This window comes from Candidatus Planktophila vernalis (assembly GCF_002288185.1).
Lineage (GTDB): Bacteria > Actinomycetota > Actinomycetes > Nanopelagicales > Nanopelagicaceae > Planktophila > Planktophila vernalis.
In genome coordinates this window covers 44,772-60,943 of sequence record NZ_CP016776.1, presented here as the reverse complement: position 1 = coordinate 60,943, position 16,172 = coordinate 44,772, and the positions used below count along the sequence as shown (strand labels likewise).

The 16,172-nt window shown below is 45.3% G+C and carries 17 protein-coding genes, 1 tRNA gene and 1 other RNA gene; 6 read left to right on the top strand and 13 right to left on the bottom strand.

The annotated features are described in order from the left end of the window. The first annotated feature begins 310 nt into the window (after positions 1–310). Complete coding sequence (acs, locus tag A7sIIA15_RS00330; protein ID WP_095685289.1) at positions 311–2,272, top strand: acetate--CoA ligase; 1,962 nt, start codon at positions 311–313, stop codon at positions 2,270–2,272. On the opposite strand, the gene A7sIIA15_RS00325 is transcribed toward acs, so the two are convergent. Both A7sIIA15_RS00325 and nth read right to left on the bottom strand, forming a co-directional pair. Next, entirely contained in the window at positions 2,269–2,793 is a 525-nt protein-coding gene (locus A7sIIA15_RS00325; protein ID WP_095685288.1) for a TlpA disulfide reductase family protein, read from the bottom strand. The two genes, acs and A7sIIA15_RS00325, sit on opposite strands and share 4 nt — an antisense overlap. After that, positions 2,790–3,488: an endonuclease III gene (nth, locus tag A7sIIA15_RS00320; RefSeq protein WP_095685287.1), complete on the bottom strand. Its 699-nt coding sequence runs from the start codon at positions 3,486–3,488 to the stop codon at positions 2,790–2,792. Before nth ends, A7sIIA15_RS00325 begins: the two co-directional genes overlap by 4 nt. 18 nt (positions 3,489–3,506) lie before the next feature. On the opposite strand from nth, the gene A7sIIA15_RS00315 reads away from it, so the two are divergent. After that, on the top strand, positions 3,507–4,190 hold the full coding sequence (locus A7sIIA15_RS00315) for a Crp/Fnr family transcriptional regulator (RefSeq protein WP_029636255.1): 684 nt from the start codon (positions 3,507–3,509) through the stop codon (positions 4,188–4,190). Here the strand turns inward: A7sIIA15_RS00315 and A7sIIA15_RS00310 are convergent, their stop codons facing one another. The 8 genes from A7sIIA15_RS00310 to ffs form a co-directional block, all read right to left on the bottom strand. After that, entirely contained in the window at positions 4,191–4,658 is a 468-nt protein-coding gene (locus A7sIIA15_RS00310; RefSeq protein WP_018226125.1) for a RidA family protein, read from the bottom strand. It lies immediately after the preceding gene. Next, positions 4,655–4,813, bottom strand: a complete 159-nt coding sequence (locus tag A7sIIA15_RS00305; RefSeq protein ID WP_017956297.1) for a Sp36 family protein — start codon at positions 4,811–4,813, stop codon at positions 4,655–4,657. Before A7sIIA15_RS00305 ends, A7sIIA15_RS00310 begins: the two co-directional genes overlap by 4 nt. After that, positions 4,810–5,262: a GatB/YqeY domain-containing protein gene (locus A7sIIA15_RS00300; protein ID WP_095685286.1), complete on the bottom strand. Its 453-nt coding sequence runs from the start codon at positions 5,260–5,262 to the stop codon at positions 4,810–4,812. Before A7sIIA15_RS00300 ends, A7sIIA15_RS00305 begins: the two co-directional genes overlap by 4 nt. Then, positions 5,259–6,326 (bottom strand): aspartate-semialdehyde dehydrogenase, encoded by a 1,068-nt coding sequence (locus A7sIIA15_RS00295; RefSeq protein WP_095685285.1) that lies wholly within the window; start codon positions 6,324–6,326, stop codon positions 5,259–5,261. Before A7sIIA15_RS00295 ends, A7sIIA15_RS00300 begins: the two co-directional genes overlap by 4 nt. After that, a complete protein-coding gene (locus A7sIIA15_RS00290; protein ID WP_095685284.1) occupies positions 6,323–7,594 on the bottom strand; it encodes an aspartate kinase in 1,272 nt (423 codons plus the stop codon). The genes A7sIIA15_RS00295 and A7sIIA15_RS00290 overlap by 4 nt, the downstream gene beginning before the upstream one ends. A 90-nt stretch (positions 7,595–7,684) precedes the next feature. Beyond that, the gene (recR, locus tag A7sIIA15_RS00285) at positions 7,685–8,278 is read right to left on the bottom strand and encodes a recombination mediator RecR (RefSeq protein ID WP_095658871.1); all 594 of its coding nucleotides are present in this window, start codon (positions 8,276–8,278) and stop codon (positions 7,685–7,687) included. Positions 8,279–8,290: 12 nt separating this feature from the next. After that, positions 8,291–9,973, bottom strand: coding sequence for a DNA polymerase III subunit gamma and tau (locus tag A7sIIA15_RS00280; RefSeq protein ID WP_095685283.1), 1,683 nt, complete (start codon positions 9,971–9,973; stop codon positions 8,291–8,293). A 31-nt stretch (positions 9,974–10,004) separates the two neighbouring features. Next, positions 10,005–10,102: signal recognition particle sRNA small type (ffs, locus tag A7sIIA15_RS00275), an RNA gene on the bottom strand. Between the two features lie 40 nt (positions 10,103–10,142). Between ffs and A7sIIA15_RS00270 the strand changes: the two genes are divergently transcribed. The 3 genes from A7sIIA15_RS00270 (at position 10,143) to A7sIIA15_RS00260 (ending at position 11,309) form a co-directional block, all read left to right on the top strand. Then, positions 10,143–10,230 (top strand) — tRNA-Ser (locus tag A7sIIA15_RS00270). Between the two features lie 76 nt (positions 10,231–10,306). Continuing rightward, entirely contained in the window at positions 10,307–10,804 is a 498-nt protein-coding gene (locus A7sIIA15_RS00265; protein WP_095685282.1) for a hypothetical protein, read from the top strand. A 4-nt stretch (positions 10,805–10,808) separates the two neighbouring features. Beyond that, the gene (locus A7sIIA15_RS00260) at positions 10,809–11,309 is read left to right on the top strand and encodes a hypothetical protein (protein ID WP_150123715.1); all 501 of its coding nucleotides are present in this window, start codon (positions 10,809–10,811) and stop codon (positions 11,307–11,309) included. A gap of 5 nt (positions 11,310–11,314) precedes the next feature. Here the strand turns inward: A7sIIA15_RS00260 and A7sIIA15_RS00255 are convergent, their stop codons facing one another. Continuing rightward, a complete protein-coding gene (locus A7sIIA15_RS00255; protein ID WP_095685280.1) occupies positions 11,315–12,733 on the bottom strand; it encodes an NAD-dependent succinate-semialdehyde dehydrogenase in 1,419 nt (472 codons plus the stop codon). Between the two features lie 104 nt (positions 12,734–12,837). Here A7sIIA15_RS00255 and A7sIIA15_RS00250 point away from each other — a divergent pair, with 104 nt between their 5' ends. Then, entirely contained in the window at positions 12,838–15,174 is a 2,337-nt protein-coding gene (locus A7sIIA15_RS00250) for an amino acid permease (protein WP_095685279.1), read from the top strand. On the opposite strand, the gene tadA is transcribed toward A7sIIA15_RS00250, so the two are convergent. Then, complete coding sequence (gene tadA / locus A7sIIA15_RS00245; RefSeq protein ID WP_095685278.1) at positions 15,146–15,604, bottom strand: tRNA adenosine(34) deaminase TadA; 459 nt, start codon at positions 15,602–15,604, stop codon at positions 15,146–15,148. The genes A7sIIA15_RS00250 and tadA overlap by 29 nt on opposite strands. Beyond that, entirely contained in the window at positions 15,601–16,143 is a 543-nt protein-coding gene (locus A7sIIA15_RS00240; protein WP_095685277.1) for a tRNA adenosine deaminase-associated protein, read from the bottom strand. The genes tadA and A7sIIA15_RS00240 overlap by 4 nt, the downstream gene beginning before the upstream one ends. Between the last annotated feature and the right edge of the window lie 29 nt (positions 16,144–16,172).

Sequence of the window (16,172 nt, the reverse complement as noted above, 5' to 3'; positions counted from 1 at the left end):
ACGGCCAATCCTCTCACTTTGGCCCGAATCCCACAAAAGAGGCGCGAAAAAGCCCCTGGCTCGGGTGGACCAGGGGCTTAGTTCATTGACCTACCTAGATGTAGGTCTTAAAGACCGAGCCCGCAAAACGGAACAGGGCTGAGACCAATGTGGCATTGCCGAAGAACTTAAATATCAACAAGAAGATAGACGTTATTCCCATGTGTGAGACCTCCTTTCGTGTTTGGCATTCTCGATGCCCCAAAACTGTGAGAACTACCCCAACCAAAACTCTGTTGATAACTGGCTATGAAAGGTAATCTCTCTATTTATGAGCCAAGACCATGAGTCCTTAGAAAACTTATTGAGCGAAGATCGCACATTTCCTGCAAGTGCCCAGTTTGCTGCAGCTGCAAATGCGCAGCCTGATCTTTATGCTCGTGCTGAAAAAGATCGTCTAGCTTTTTGGGATGAACAAGCAAAGTCATTGCAGTGGGATACGCCTTGGAATAAAACTTTGGATTGGCAACCACCGTATGCCAAATGGTTTATCGGTGGAAAATTAAACGCCTCAGTGAATGCACTTGACCGACATGTGAGTGAAGGTCGCGGAAGCCGTGTTGCTTTTCATTTTGAAGGCGAACCTGGAGACACACGCACAATCACTTATGCCGAGTTATTAACTGACGTTAAGAAAACAGCTAATGCATTGATTGAACTTGGAGTTAAAGCTGGAGATCGCGTCGCAATTTATATGCCAATGATTCCAGAGGCCGCAGTTGCAATGTTGGCTTGTGCACGCATGGGTGCACCGCACTCTGTTGTCTTTGGCGGTTTTTCTGCAGATGCGCTGTTGTCACGTATTCAAGATGCAGATGCAAAAATTGTTATTACTGCCGATGGTGGATTTAGAAAAGGTGCAGCTTTTGCATTAAAGCCTGCAGTTGATGAGGCGCTCAAAGGTAAACATAATGTTGAAAAGGTTTTAGTTGTGCAACGCACAAAGCAAGAAACTGCTTGGACTGAGCGCGATGTTTGGTGGCATGAAATTGTTGGCCGCCAATCAAGTGAACATGTGGCAGAAAGCTTTGATTCTGAGCACCCGCTCTTCATTTTGTATACATCAGGCACCACGGCTAAGCCAAAAGGTATTTTTCACACTACCGGCGGCTACCTAACGCAGGTGGCATACACCCACAAAATGGTTTTCGACATTAAACCTGAAACCGATGTTTATTGGTGCACAGCAGATGTTGGCTGGGTAACTGGTCATTCATACATTGTTTATGGGCCACTAATTAACGGTGCAACACAAGTGATGTATGAAGGAACTCCAGATACTCCGCACAAAGGACGAATCTTTGAATTAATCGCTAAATATGGCGTCACTATTTTGTATACAGCACCAACTCTTATTCGCACATGGATGAAGTGGGGCGATGAATTTCCTCAAGCACATGATCTTTCATCACTTCGCTTACTGGGCTCTGTTGGTGAACCAATTAATCCTGAAGCGTGGATGTGGTACCGAGAAGTTATTGGTGGAAACCGTTGTCCAATTGTTGACACATGGTGGCAAACTGAAACTGGTGCAATCATGATTTCACCATTGCCTGGAGTAACTGCAACTAAACCAGGTTCAGCAATGACTGCCCTTCCTGGAATAAGTGCCAAAGTAGTCGATGACAATGCAGTGCCAGTTGGTAAAGGACATGGTGGTTACTTAATTCTTGATCAACCCTGGCCATCAATGCTGCGCGGTATTTGGGGTGAGAATGAACGATATAAAGAGACGTATTGGTCTCGCTTTGAAGGAATTTACTTTGCCGGTGACGGTGCAAAGCTTGATAATGACGGTGCTATCTGGCTATTAGGCCGAGTCGATGATGTTATGAATGTTTCCGGTCACCGCATTTCAACTACTGAAGTTGAGTCTGCACTCGTTTCGCATGAAGCAGTTGCAGAAGCTGCCGTTGTTGGCGCTGCAGATGCAATGACGGGCCAAGGAATTGTTGCGTTCGTGATATTGCGTGGAGGCATTGAACATGCCGATGGAGAAGAACTCAATAAAGCGCTACGTAATCACGTTACTAAGGAAATTGGTGCAATTGCTAAGCCTCGTCAGATTTTGATTGTGAATGAGCTTCCCAAGACTCGAAGTGGCAAAATCATGCGCAGACTTCTCAAAGATGTCGCTGAAAACCGAGTAGTAGGAGATGCCACAACATTGGCTGATCCAAATGTTATGAAGTTGATTTCAGAGGGCTTACAGAGCGCAAAATCTGAGGATTAAAGCTTCACGCCTAAGTGCTTAGATGTAAGTGAAATCAATTCAATTTCATTTTTCAGCACACCAATATGTTTATAGGCCACGCTTCCATCGGGTGCAATAAACCATGTAACCGGAACTCCCATTCCAAAGTAAGCACGGGATTTGCCATCTGCATCAAAAAGATTGGGCCAAGTAATTCCATTGTTTTCTACAAACTCACGGCCATCTTCAATTGAAGCCTCTTCAACATCAACACCTATTAACAAGACTTTACCTTGAGCTTTTTCATAGAAAGATCGCAATATAGGCATCTCCTCTTCACATGGACCACACCATGATCCCCACACATTAATAATTGCTGGACCCTTGATTGAATCTATTGAGGCACCAGCACCACCATCTAAACAATTAAGAACCAGTGAGTTTTCTGTTGTGCTACTTAAAATACTTTCACAGGAAACAACTTGACCGGCAACTTTTTCTGAAGGAGAAGAGCATCCAGCAAGCAGTAACACTGCAACTGCAATAGCTACTCTCTTCATCGAAAGTCCTTATCCGTCTTAACTAACAACTTTGCCTTGGCAACATCCATTTCACCAATACCAACACTTGGGCACATCTTTGCAACGGGGCATGCACCGCAAGCAGGCTTGCGTGAATGGCAGATACGTCGACCATGCCAAATCATTCGCTGTGACAAGTTTGTCCATTCCTTTTGAGGAATTAACTCACCAACTATGCGTTCTACCTTTACTGGATCCATCTCTTTAGTCCAACCAAAGCGACGAGATAAGCGACCAAAATGTGTGTCAACTGTGATTCCAGGAATATCAAAAGCATGACCTAAAACAACGTTTGCAGTTTTGCGACCAACTCCTGGCAGAGTAATTAACTCTTCAAGAGTGCTGGGAACTTCTCCATTGAAATCCTCGAGTAATTTGATACCAATTCCCTTTATATGACGGGCCTTTGCACGATAAAAACCAGTTTGAAACACCAGTTCTTCGAGTTGATGAATATCTGCTCCTGCATATGCTTTTGCAGTTTTATACTTCTTAAACAGAGCCGGGGTAATGGTGTTAACTCTCTTATCTGTGCACTGTGCGCTCAAGACGGTAGCAACTATTAACTCCAGTGGATTCTTAAAATCTAGTTCACAGCGGATCTCTGGGTATGTCTTGCTCAAAATACGATACACAGCCCGAGCCTCTTTTCGGGTTTCGCTATCTGCGGGCATGAGGCTAAAGTACTACCCGTGACCATAGATTTAGATGCCGTACACAGAGCACCGCTCTTTACCGCCCTTGATGAAGCCGCTTCGGCTTCTCTTCGCGCACAGATGGATTTAGTGAAGATATCCAAGGGAAGCGTATTATTTGCCGAAGGCGCAGATGGTGATCACCTATACGTAATTGTTGAAGGAAAGCTCAAGCTTGGAACTTCAAGTGGTGATGGACGTGAAAATCTTCTATCAATTCTTGGACCTGGCGAAATGTTTGGCGAACTCAGCCTCTTTGATCCAGGCCCACGCACATCAACTGCAACTGCAGTTACCGATGCAAAACTTTTAAGTCTTGGACAAGCAAAGCTTCTTCCTTGGCTTCGCGAAAATCCTGATGTCGCACTTCATTTACTAGCTCGCTTGGCACAACGCCTTCGTCGCACAAATGAAGCTGTGGGCGATCTTGTTTTCTCTGATGTTCCAGGACGTGTTGCAAAAGCGTTAATTGATCTAGGTGAGCGCTTTGGTAAGAAAACTGATGAAGGTTTATACGTTCACCATGATTTAACACAGGAAGAGCTTGCGCAACTTGTTGGCGCATCTCGCGAAACAGTTAATAAAGCCCTTGCAGACTTCGCAGGACGTAACTGGTTAAAGCTTGATGGACGTGCAGTTTTGATTACAGATTTTGAACGCCTAGCTAAGCGCGGTAAGTAGTTAGTCTGTAATTTCTACTGTGAGTTCAATTTCAACAGGTGAATTCAATGGCAATTCTGCAATTCCAACCGCGCTACGTGCATGCTTTGCACCATCGCCCCAGATTGCCAAGAACAGCTCACTTGCCCCATTAACAACCACTGGTGCGTTGATATAGCCAGGAACACCATTGACGTAGCCAACAACTCGAACAATCTTTGTAATCTTGTTTACATCTGCAACAGTTTCAACTGCAGCTAATGCATTGAGTGCACACACCTGTGCTAATTCCTTTGCGCGCTCTGGAGTTATTTCTCCATCAACTTTTCCGACTCCAGCCATTTCACCGTTCACAAGTGGAAGTTGTCCGGCAGTGAAAACAATATTTCCTGTGCGAATCGCTGGAACATAAGCAGCAACTGGCTTTGCAGCAACTGGCAGCTCTAAACCAAGTTCTTTTAGCTTTGCACGGACATCTACTGGATTCATGCGATCACTCTCTTCATGTAAGCAACTAGCTGCTCGCCAGTTCCTGGTGCTGGAACAACTTGGACGAGTTCCCAACCATCAGAACCCCATGTATCAAGAATCTGCTTAGTTGCATGTGAAAGTAGTGGCACAGTTGCATATTCATACTTTGTCATTTATTTAACGCTGCTTTCACTAGTGCAGAAACCACGCCGCCATCGGCTTTTCCTGCGATTTTTGGCTTTACTGCTCCCATTACTTTGCCCATATCGCCTGGGCCCTGTGCACCAGTTGATGCAATTGCCTCAGCAATGATTGCTGCAATATCTGCTTCACTGAGCTGGGCTGGAAGATACTTTGCAATAACTTCACCCTCACTCTTTTCAAGCGCTGCTTTGTCAGTACGACCAGCAGTTTCAAAAGCTTCGGCTGCTTCGCGGCGCTTCTTAGCTTCGCGAGATAGAACAGTGATTACTTCTTCATCACTAAGAACGCGTGCTTCTTTGCCGGCCACTTCTTCATTAGTGATTGCCGTTAGAACCATGCGGATAGTGCCTGAAGTGATTTCATTGCGACCACGGATAGCCTCTGTTAAATCCTTTTGCAGCGTTTCTTTAATACTCATGCGGTGAACTCTACTGCTAGTAATTCAGCGATCTGCGCGGTGTTTAGAGCAGCACCCTTGCGCAGGTTGTCGCCACAAAGGAACAAATCAATAGATTTCTTATCATCGAGTGATTGACGCACGCGCCCAACCCATGTTGCATCTGTTCCGACTGCATCATTAGGTGTTGGAAACTTCTTATTCTCTGGATCATCTAGCAATGTCACTCCAGCAGCTTTTTCAAGAACCTTTTGCGCGGCTTTGCGTGTGACTTCCTTCTTAAATGTGGCGTGAACAGCTAATGAGTGAGTTGTTAGAACTGGGACTCTCACACAAGTAGTTGAAACCTTTAACTTAGGCATTCCAAGAATCTTGCGGGATTCATTGCGCACCTTTAACTCTTCAGATGTGTAACCATCTTCTTTAAGAGATCCGGCCCAAGGAATTACGTTAAGTGCAAGTGGAGCTGGGAATGCACCTAAATCTTTAACAAATTTACGAACATCGCCAGCTACTTCGCCAGCATTTGTTCCTGCCACGAGTGAGATTTGCTCGCGCAATGAATCAATACCTGGTTGACCAGCACCTGAAGCTGCCTGGTAGGAAGCAACAACGAGTTCTTTTAATTCAAATTTCTTATTGAGTGCACCCATCGCAACAATCATTGAAAGAGTCGTGCAGTTTGGATTGGAGATGATTCCCTTAGGACGCTTCTTGGCATCCTTTGGATTTATTTCTGGAACAACCAATGGAACCTTTGGATCCATGCGAAATGCTGCAGAGTTGTCTACTACAACTGCTCCGCGTTCAACTGCAATGGGAGCCCACTGTGCTGAAACTTCATCTGGCACATCAAACATCGCAACATCAATTCCATCGAATGCTTCAGGCGATAGCGCAACAACGGTTAGCTCTTCACCGCGACACATCAACTTCTTACCCGCACTGCGTGCAGATGCAATTAAGCGAATCTCGCCCCAAACATCTTTGCGCTCCGACAAGATACTGAGCATGACTGTGCCAACAGCGCCAGTTGCTCCAACGACTGCCAGTGATGGTTTCTTTGAGCTTTTCTTTTTACTCATCGGCCAGTTCCTCCATATACAACGGCTTCATTGCTATCAGCATCAAGACCAAAGGCTGCGTGTGCAGCTTTAGCACCACGCTCTAGATCTGCTTGGCGGCAGATAATAGAAATACGAATCTCTGAAGTTGAAATCATTTCAATATTGATTCCAGCCTCTGACATTGCACCAAAGAAGGTTGCTGTAATACCTGGGTGTGAGCGCATTCCAGCGCCAATTAATGACAATTTACCGATTTGATCATCGTATTGAATAGATGCAAAACCAACTTCACCTTGAAGCTTTTGCAAAATAGCTGTTGCATCTGCGCCTTCATCTTTTGGCAAAGTAAATGAAATATCAGTGAGGCCTGTAGCGGCAGCAGAGACGTTTTGAACAATCATGTCGATGTTGATGTCAGCATCGGCAATGGCTTGGAAGATACGTGCAGCAACACCAGTTCGGTCCGGTACGCCGACAATCGTGATCTTTGCTTCGCTCTTATCGTGGGCGATGCCTGAGATGATTGCTTGTTCCATTTCTCCTCCTTGTGGATGATCTTTGACCACCCATGTTCCTTCATTTGTTGTAAAAGATGAACGTACGTGAATAGGTAAGTCATAACGGCGGGCATACTCAACGCAGCGCAAGTGCAGAACCTTTGCACCACTTGCTGCTAGTTCCAACATTTCTTCATAAGTAACTGTCTTTAACTTTCGCGCTGTTGGAACAACACGTGGATCAGCACTAAAGATTCCATCAACATCTGTATAGATCTCGCAAACATCGGCCTCTAGGGCCGCAGCTAATGCAACTGCAGTTGTGTCACTGCCGCCGCGGCCAAGTGTTGTTACATCTTTTGTATCTTGTGAAATTCCTTGAAAGCCAGCAACGATTGCAATCGCACCTTCTGCCAACGCTTCTTGAATGCGTCCTGGTGTCACATCGATAATGCGAGCGCGACCATGTGCAGATGTTGTAATCACACCAGCTTGAGAACCAGTAAATGAACGGGCTTCATGTCCTAAATTTGTAATCGCCATTGCAAGAAGAGCCATCGAAATTCGCTCACCGGCTGTAAGCAACATATCTAGTTCTCGCCCTGATGGAATTGGAGTGATCTGTTTAGCTAAATCAATAAGTTCATCGGTTGTATCGCCCATCGCAGAAACAACGACAACGACCTGATTGCCATCACGCTTGGCTGCCACAATGCGATTGGCAACGCGCTTCATGCCCTCGGCATCGGCCACAGAGGAGCCGCCATACTTCTGAACGATGAGTCCCATGGGTTAATGGTGGCGCATAGATTTAAATCGCGCTAACCGTTTTTCGGGAAATCTTAGATACTGAGATGGAGTACGTATCAAATAACGAGATTAAACGTCGCGGCGGCCTTCAAATGCACGGCCCAGCGTGACTTCATCGGCATATTCCAGATCCCCACCTACTGGCAGACCACTCGCTAACCGAGAGACCTTTATTTCTAACGGCTTAATCATGCGCGATAGATAGGTAGCTGTGGCTTCACCTTCCAAGTTTGGATCGGTAGCCAAAATAACTTCAACGATTCCAGGATCTGCAAGGCGTGCCATGAGTTCGCGGATACGCAGCTGCTCTGGACCAATTCCATCGATAGGACTTATTGCACCACCCAGAACGTGATACTTACCGCGAAATTCTCGTGTGCGCTCAATTGCAATCACATCTTTACTCTCTTCAACAACACAGATCAACGTGTTATCACGGCGTGGATCACGACAGATGCGGCATTGATCTTCTTCAGAAACGTTTCCACATTCCACACAAAACTTCACGCGCTCTTTTACTGTGCGAATGGAGTCCACGAGCGCAGTTGCTATCTCAGCATCTGCTTGCAAAATATGAAAAGCAATACGTTGAGCCGACTTTGGACCAATTCCTGGCAGACGACCTAGCGCATCGATGAGATCTTGAATTGCACCTTCATACATACCTGACATTAATTATTTACTCTCAATTACTTTTGCGCCAAGTTCTTGGGCAAGAAGTGCCGCCCCTGAAAGTAGGTTCTTATCTGAAGGAGCCTCTGATGTGCGAGTCTCACGTGCTGCGGGTGTATTGGTATCAATGGATGGATCCACAACACATTCAATCTTTCGATCAATGCCAACTACATCCACAAATGCCTTGCGCAAAATCTCATCTGATTCTGATCGAACAAATGAATCTCTGGCTCCTGCGTTAACAATTCCGATTGTGATTGCTTTGTCATCCACGGCAAGTACTTGTGCGGAAGCAGAAAGTAGTGACCATGTCAGTCTGCGGCGCTTCTTCACATCTTCAATTACATCTGGCCAAGCACGACGTAGGGCTGCAATATCAAAGGCCCCAGGGGCGCTCGTTACCTTAGCTGCTGGTGCTTCTACCTTCACTTCTGCTGGCGCAGCTTCAGCCTTTACTGGCGCAGCAGGTGCTTCTTTTTTCTCAACAGATTTTGCTGGAGCTGGTGTTGTCATCGGTGCAATGTTTTCCGCGCGCTCTAATCGCTCAATACGTGAAAGCATTCCTGATTCACCATTGTCACCAATAGGCAAAAGTATGCGTCCGCAGATCAGTTCCAGCATTAAACGTGGTGCTGTGGCACCGCGCATCTGCGTTAAACCTTCGGCAGCAATATCTGCAGCCCGTGAAAGATTAGCTGTTCCAATTCGGTTAGCTTGATTGCGCATTCTCTCCATTTGATCATCTGGAATATCGCGCAGGATTGCATTGCTTCCTGAATCTTTAAGAGCATCAACAATCATTAGGTCTCGAATACGCTCCAACATGTCACTTGTAAAGCGACGTGGATCATGGCCAGATTCAATAACTCGATCAATAGTTTTAAACAGCGTTGCCCCATCATGGGCAGCAATTGCATCGATGGCATCATCGAGCAATGCGCCATCGGTGAAACCTAATAATTGAATTGCAATTTCATAGCTCACGCCATCTTTGCCAGCACCGGCTAATAGCTGACCCAACACAGAGAGTGCATCACGCACTGAGCCACCAGAGGCCCGTACTACAAGTGGAATAACGCCTTTAGCAACACTGACGCCTTCATGATTACAAATCTTTTCTAAGTGCGCAGCCAAGATTCCAGGTGGAACTAAACGGAATGGATAGTGGTGTGTACGAGAGCGAATAGTTGCAATCAGCTTTTCTGGCTCTGTTGTAGCAAAGATGAAAATAACGTGGGGAGGCGGTTCTTCAACAACTTTCAAAAGTGCATTTGCAGCACCCGGTCCGAGTTGGTGCGCCTCATCGATGATGTAGATCTTGTAACGGCTTTGTACTGGTGCAAAGAAAGCTTTATCGCGAAGATCGCGTGCATCATCTACTAAACCATGAGTTGCCGCATCTAGTTCAATAACATCAAGTGAACCTGGACCGTTTGCAACTAGATCATTACATGATTGGCACTCACCACATGGATTAGGTGTTGGTCCTTTAACGCAGTTAAGTGAGCGCGCCATAATGCGAGCGCTGGAAGTTTTTCCGCAACCACGTGGACCACTAAATAAATATGCGTGATGTGTGCGCCCAGATTCCAACGCATTTGAAAGTGGAACTGTTACATGTTCCTGTCCGATGACATCTGCAAAAACAGAGGGACGATACTTGCGATACAACGCTAAAGACATCGTGTGCTCTCCTCTACTCTTCGACGCAATTTAATAGGACCCCTCGCACACCCGCCAGAGCGGACCTACCCTTGCTGCATTCCTGCCCTGGGGGAGTTCAGTACGGATAACGCCGTACGAGGGATCTGGCGTAATCATAGTTATAGCCACCGATAGAGTGCTCCCCTCGGGAGGATTCGCATAGCGGCCGAGTGCGCACGCTTGGAAAGCGTGTATAGGGCAACCTATCGAGGGTTCAAATCCCTCATCCTCCGCCAGATGTATTTCAGCCGCCACCGATGGGCTGGGGATAACCTGATTAAGGTCGTCAGGACCTTTGCCTAGTTTTTAGGAATGCCAATAACTATTCCTAAATCAATTCTCTTAACTCCCAAGGTCCCCACCATCGCAGTGGTCGGTTTAATGCTTGCTCAATTTGTTATATTCAATATTGTTAACAACCCTGAACCAACCTGCACGCTTAAAGTTGAAAGACCCCACCACTCTACGAGTATCAAGGAGCGACAGGGTATTGACGCCATAAAACTAAACATAACTTCTGAATGTACGGCTCCACAGGAATACACAGTTATTACCGCTCAGATTCAGATGCTCGAAAATAATCGGGAGATAACTGTGAGTAATTTTATATCCCGTAAGGCTGCAGCGATTTCAAAATCATCGGGCAAGGCGGTTTTTAAGAATCTCTTTACTAAATGCGAATTTGGAGACGAGTCTTCATATAGGGGTTCTGCCAAGGGCTATGTCAGAATAAAAGGCGGAAAAGAGATCAGAGTAGAAGGAAACTCTGGAAAATATGAAGCTGAGAATTGTGTAATAGGTGCACAATAAGACTGTGAGTTACTTCGAGGAATGTCTGAGGCTTGGTGAGTGGCTAAGTGAAGCTGACCGACGAGCCCTCTATAGATATTTGCTTGAAAGCAACAAGGAAAATTACAAGGCACAAGCCAATCTGTTGCTCGAAAACTCTTCCTTAAACAAAAGGATTGCAAATGGCGAGGTCATTTACACTCTTCAAAGTAATCAGGTCACATACAAGGCAAGAAAAATTGGATCTGTTGAATTTTCCTCAGAGATGCGCAAAATGCAGTTGATGGGTATCCAATTGATTGATACACAAAGACTGAGAAAATTCTTTGCACAAAGTGATGTTGATGTTATTCAGAACTTCCCATTACCTGGTGAAAATCAAGAAAGTGAAGGAGGGATTTGTGTAGATACCTATCCGTATTACACCCTTGCCTATTACGCCAACGGTGGAAACCCAATAAAAGGAATAATCAAAAAACTTAGGACGAACGACAAAGACATTCTTACAAAGCTTCGAACTTTGTAAGCAATTTAGATCTCGACCCCGATGTACTTCGTCTGCAAGAACTCATGGATGCCATCAAAGCCACCTTCACGGCCCAAACCTGATTGCTTCACGCCACCAAAGGGAGCTGCTGGATCTGAGATAACACCTTTATTAATGGCAACCATTCCTGATTCCATCGCCTCTGCTGTGCGCAGGGCACGTGTGAGATTTGAAGAAAAGACATAACTAATAAGACCAAACTCGGTGTCATTAGCAAGTTTGATGCCTTCTTCATCAGTGTCAAAAATAATGATCGGTGCAACTGGCCCAAAGATTTCATGGAGAAGGATTGGGTTGTCTTTATCAACGATTAAAACTGTGGCTGGATAGAACGCACCATCGCCTTCAGGCTTAACGCCACCAACTTTTACCTTTGCACCTGCTGCTACTGATTCATCAACGATTTGCGCAATCTTGTTGCGCTCCTTCATTGAGACTGATGCTCCAAGGGTTGTTGTGGCATCAGTTCCGCGACCCATCACAAATGAGCTCATGGACTTAGTCATTTCATTAATGAATGCCTCTGAAATGCCACGCTGCACATAGATGCGATTGGCTGATGTGCAGGCAGCACCACCGTTGCGCATCTTGGCAAGAAGCAACTGCGGAATTGTCACTGCAAGGTCTGCATCATCATGAACAACTACTTGTGCATTTCCACCTAGCTCCATAGAGCAGCGAATTACCTTATCTGCAGCCTCTTTTAGGAGTACACGACCAACTTCAGTTGAACCCGTAAATGAAAGATTCTTAACACGTGGATCATGCAACATCTTTGAAATTGCTGGGCCAGTTTTTTCAGGCAGAACTAAATTCAGGACTCCCTTAGGCAAACCAGCGCGCTCCATTAAATCCACGATATACATCGCAGTTAAAGGAGTTTCAGTTGCTGGCTTTAAAATCATTGTGCAACCAGCAGCAACTGCCGGTCCAATCTTTCGAGTTGCCATACCTGCTGGGAAATTCCAAGGCGTAATAAGAATAGAAAGACCAATTGGTTGATGTGTAACAAGGATTCGCTTGTCCCCTGATGGTGATTTACGGAAATCCCCTGGTGTGCGAACTGTCTCTTCAGCAAACCAACGGAAAAACTCAGCTGCATATGCCGCTTCACCGCGAGCATCCGGCATCGCTTTTCCATTTTCGCGAGAAATCAAAGTAGCAATCGCTTCAATTTCACCAGTCATAATTTCAAATGCTTTGCGCAAAATCTCAGAGCGATATCGTGGAGCAGTCTTTGCCCAGGATTCTGCTGCTGCATCGGCGGCGGCGATAGCTGCTTCGCACTGTGCATCAGAGGCCAAAGAAACTTCGGCAATTACTGAGTTATCACTTGGATCATGAACGGCTACCTTGCTAGCGCCCTCAACCCACTGGCCATCGATATATAACTGTGTATGCATAGGTGAAGCATACGCTTTAGGCTTAAAACAGTGAAGATTGTGCGGGCTGAGGTAGAGTGATGCTCATTAAGTTGCATTAATTGCAATTGAAAGAGGAGTTATAAGTGCCTAAGTCGTGGACCGATGATGCGCAGGCCCCAGAAGTTCTTAAAGACCATGCTCATCTCAAAGACTCCTTTTTCTACACAATCAAACGTCGACTGTTAGGTAATCCTCTTAACCGTCACTCACTTAACCATCAGCGCCTTAGTAAGCGCTATGGATTAGGAATTTTATCTAGCGACTGTATTTCATCTTCAGCATATGGTTCAGAGCAGATTTTAATTGCATTGTTACCTGCATTTGGTTTAGCAGCATTTGCAATATTAATGCCGATGACTGCAATTGTTTTAGTCATTCTTTTAATCATTACTTTGTCTTATCGAGATGTCATCAATGTTTATACAAAAGTTGGTGGGGCATACATAGTTTCGCGAGATAACTTTGGTCCTGTCGTTGCACAAATTGCAGCTGTCGCACTAATGCTTGATTACATCGTGACAATCGCAATTCAATCTGCAGCTGGAGTCGCAGCAATTATTTCAACTTTCCCATCGCTGAGCCCATACAAGATTCCAATGATTTTGGTTGTCATTGTCTTGTTAACGTATGGAAATTTGCGCGGCGTTAAAGAAGCCGGCAAGGCCTTTGCACTTCCAACTTATTTCTTCGTTGGTTGCATGTTTATTGTTTTCTCTGTTGGGCTCTATAAGCAGTTCAATGGCACTTTGATTAAGTTGAGCGTTGAACAACCTGGTGCAATTGAAATTGGCCAAGAGCAAGGTCTTCTCACATTTGCAGCCATCTTTATCCTGCTCCGTGCCTTTGCTAATGGTGGCTCATCTCTGACTGGCCTTGAAGCCATCTCTGATGGAGTTGCCCTGTTTAAGACTCCTGAACATGTAAATGCTCGGAGAACTCTCTACATCATGAGCACATTGCTTGGAACTTTGGTTCTTGGAGTTTCTTGGTTTGCTCACAAAATCCACGCTGTTCCATATGAATCTGGAACTCCAACAGTTATCTCTCAGATCGCCAAAGCAATCATGGGCGATGGAACTATTGGCCAGATTATGTTCGTGATGGTTCAGTTGGCAACGATGCTTATTCTCTTTGCTGGAGCTAATACGACTTATAGTGCTTTCCCACTCTTGGTTAATTTTGTTGCAACTGATGGTTATCTGCCACGTCAATTAACTAAGCGTGGTCACCGCCTTGCATTCTCTAATGGAATCTTGCTTCTGGCTGGTGGTGGAATTTTCTTAGTTCTTATCACTGCTGGCTCAGTTGAACACCTTGTAGCTTTTTATGCACTCGGCGTATTTACAGGATTTACCTTGGCTGGCTTTGGAATGACTCGCCACGCACTTCGCCATAAAACAGGTCAGTGGCGAGCAAAGGTCTTTATCAATGGTCTTGCAGGAACAATCTCTCTACTTGTTGTAATTATTTTCTCTGTAGTTAAGTTCACACAAGGTGCTTGGCTCGTTCTTATAACAGCCCCAATTTTGGTTATGGCTTTCCTACGTTTACGTCGTCAGTACACACGCGAGCAGGAAGCGCTTTCAGTAAAACGCCATCAAGAACGTGCCACTTCAATCGCTCGCCATGACGTAACAATCTTGGTAGATAGCGTTGATATTGCAACTGTTGGCGCCATTCGTTATGCACGCAGCCTTAAGCCACGCAATTTAACTGCAGTTCACTTTGTTATTGATGATCGCCGAGCTGAGCAAATTCAAAAAGCTTGGGCTAAATCAGATGCATTAGATGATGTAACACTTGAGTTAATTGATTGCCCTGATCGTCGACTTGCAAATGCAGCATTGGATTATGCAATTCGTATGACTGAAAAACCAGATGTTGAGTTAACTCTCTTACTTCCACGTCGTGCTTATTCAGGATTCTTAGGTCGTTTACTGCATGATCAAACTGCAGAAGAAATTGCTGCACCAATTTCACAGCTCCCACGCGTTGTTGCAACGATCGTTCCTTTCGATGTTGCTCGTATTACTTCCGGTGCAACGATTGAACTAAACCATCCACGTGAAGTTAGAAAAGTAGTTAAATCAACTACGCCAACTCCTAAGACAGATGCGCCAGTTAACATCGAACCAATCAGCCATTACGCAGAAAATGTCACCAAAATTGGTGAGATTCAGTGGAGAAAGCGCGCTCAAGTTCAAGGTCGAGTCACATCAATTAAGACTGCTCCCCGCGGTGCTGCCCCAGCCCTTCAAGTTGAGATTTGGGATGAAACAGGTGGAGTCTCCTTGCAGTTCCTTGGACGTCGAGACATTGCAGGTCTTGAAGTAGGTTCACAGATGCGTGCTGAAGGTATGGTCGGTGAAGATGAAGGATCTATGGTGATTCTTAATCCTTCTTACGAACTCCTTGTATAAATTCTTTTAACATCGCTGAGCACTCTTCTTCAAGCACTCCACCACGCACTTCTAGCTTGTTAAGAGCGCGAGGATCGCGAATAACGTCCCAAACGGAGCCAACAGCACCGCCCTTTTCATCCCAGGCACCAAAAACTAATGTGGAGATCCGAGATTGTGCAATAGCACCAGCACACATAGGACAAGGTTCAAGAGTCACAACAATTGTGTGATCTTCTAAGCGCCATTGCCCCAAAGCTTGTGCAGCTTTTCGAATAGCAACAATTTCTGCATGTGCAGTTGGGTCAATATTTAATTCGCGCTCGTTATGCCCAGTTGCAACTATTTCACCCGAGCTATTAACAATCACAGCACCGACTGGAACATCTCCGCTGGCACTAGCTTGTTGCGCAACAGCTAAAGCTGCGCGCATTAAATCTTTATCGTTCACAGTTCTAATAACTCTGCAAACTGATCGCCAAATCCTAATCGATTAGCAATCGCTTCAAGTTGTTCATCAGGAAATAACTCTGCGTCATCACAGAGTGCTGAAATCTCCATGCCATTCATACCAAGATCTGCCAAAATTTCTAATTGCCCAATTGGAGATGATTCGTCATCATCTTCTGGGAGTGGAATGTCTGCAATCTCTAACAACTCTTCTGCAACTTCATAATCTAGTGCGGCTGTTGCATCACTAAGGAAAAGAGAAATGTGGGCGCCTAGAACGCGAATTAAAATAAAGAATTCTTCATCAATTGAAATAAGTGCAATGGATCCACCATTTGTTTGTTGTGCTTTAAGCCGTGAAATTATTTGGCCAATGTCATTTGGATCTGGAAGTATCCCTAAAGTCCAACGTCCGTCTTCATGCCATGCAGCTACGGCTATATCTAACTCATTTGTGACACTGATTACTTTTGGCGCATCTTCGGCTAAAACGTCAAACTCTTCGATGTCTTCTACGAGGTCATCATCGAAATCAGCCATGCTCAGATGATTCCACTCATTGGAAAGGA

Coding starts and splice junctions, on each gene's coding strand:
- acs (WP_095685289.1), top strand. CDS start 311: ATGAGCCAAGACCATGAGTCCTTAGAAAACTTATTGAGCGAAGATCGC.
- A7sIIA15_RS00325 (WP_095685288.1), bottom strand. CDS start 2,793: ATGAAGAGAGTAGCTATTGCAGTTGCAGTGTTACTGCTTGCTGGATGC.
- nth (WP_095685287.1), bottom strand. CDS start 3,488: ATGCCCGCAGATAGCGAAACCCGAAAAGAGGCTCGGGCTGTGTATCGT.
- A7sIIA15_RS00310 (WP_018226125.1), bottom strand. CDS start 4,658: ATGAATCCAGTAGATGTCCGTGCAAAGCTAAAAGAACTTGGTTTAGAG.
- A7sIIA15_RS00305 (WP_017956297.1), bottom strand. CDS start 4,813: ATGACAAAGTATGAATATGCAACTGTGCCACTACTTTCACATGCAACT.
- A7sIIA15_RS00300 (WP_095685286.1), bottom strand. CDS start 5,262: ATGAGTATTAAAGAAACGCTGCAAAAGGATTTAACAGAGGCTATCCGT.
- A7sIIA15_RS00295 (WP_095685285.1), bottom strand. CDS start 6,326: ATGAGTAAAAAGAAAAGCTCAAAGAAACCATCACTGGCAGTCGTTGGA.
- A7sIIA15_RS00290 (WP_095685284.1), bottom strand. CDS start 7,594: ATGGGACTCATCGTTCAGAAGTATGGCGGCTCCTCTGTGGCCGATGCC.
- recR (WP_095658871.1), bottom strand. CDS start 8,278: ATGTATGAAGGTGCAATTCAAGATCTCATCGATGCGCTAGGTCGTCTG.
- A7sIIA15_RS00280 (WP_095685283.1), bottom strand. CDS start 9,973: ATGTCTTTAGCGTTGTATCGCAAGTATCGTCCCTCTGTTTTTGCAGAT.
- A7sIIA15_RS00265 (WP_095685282.1), top strand. CDS start 10,307: ATGCCAATAACTATTCCTAAATCAATTCTCTTAACTCCCAAGGTCCCC.
- A7sIIA15_RS00255 (WP_095685280.1), bottom strand. CDS start 12,733: ATGCATACACAGTTATATATCGATGGCCAGTGGGTTGAGGGCGCTAGC.
- A7sIIA15_RS00240 (WP_095685277.1), bottom strand. CDS start 16,143: ATGGCTGATTTCGATGATGACCTCGTAGAAGACATCGAAGAGTTTGAC.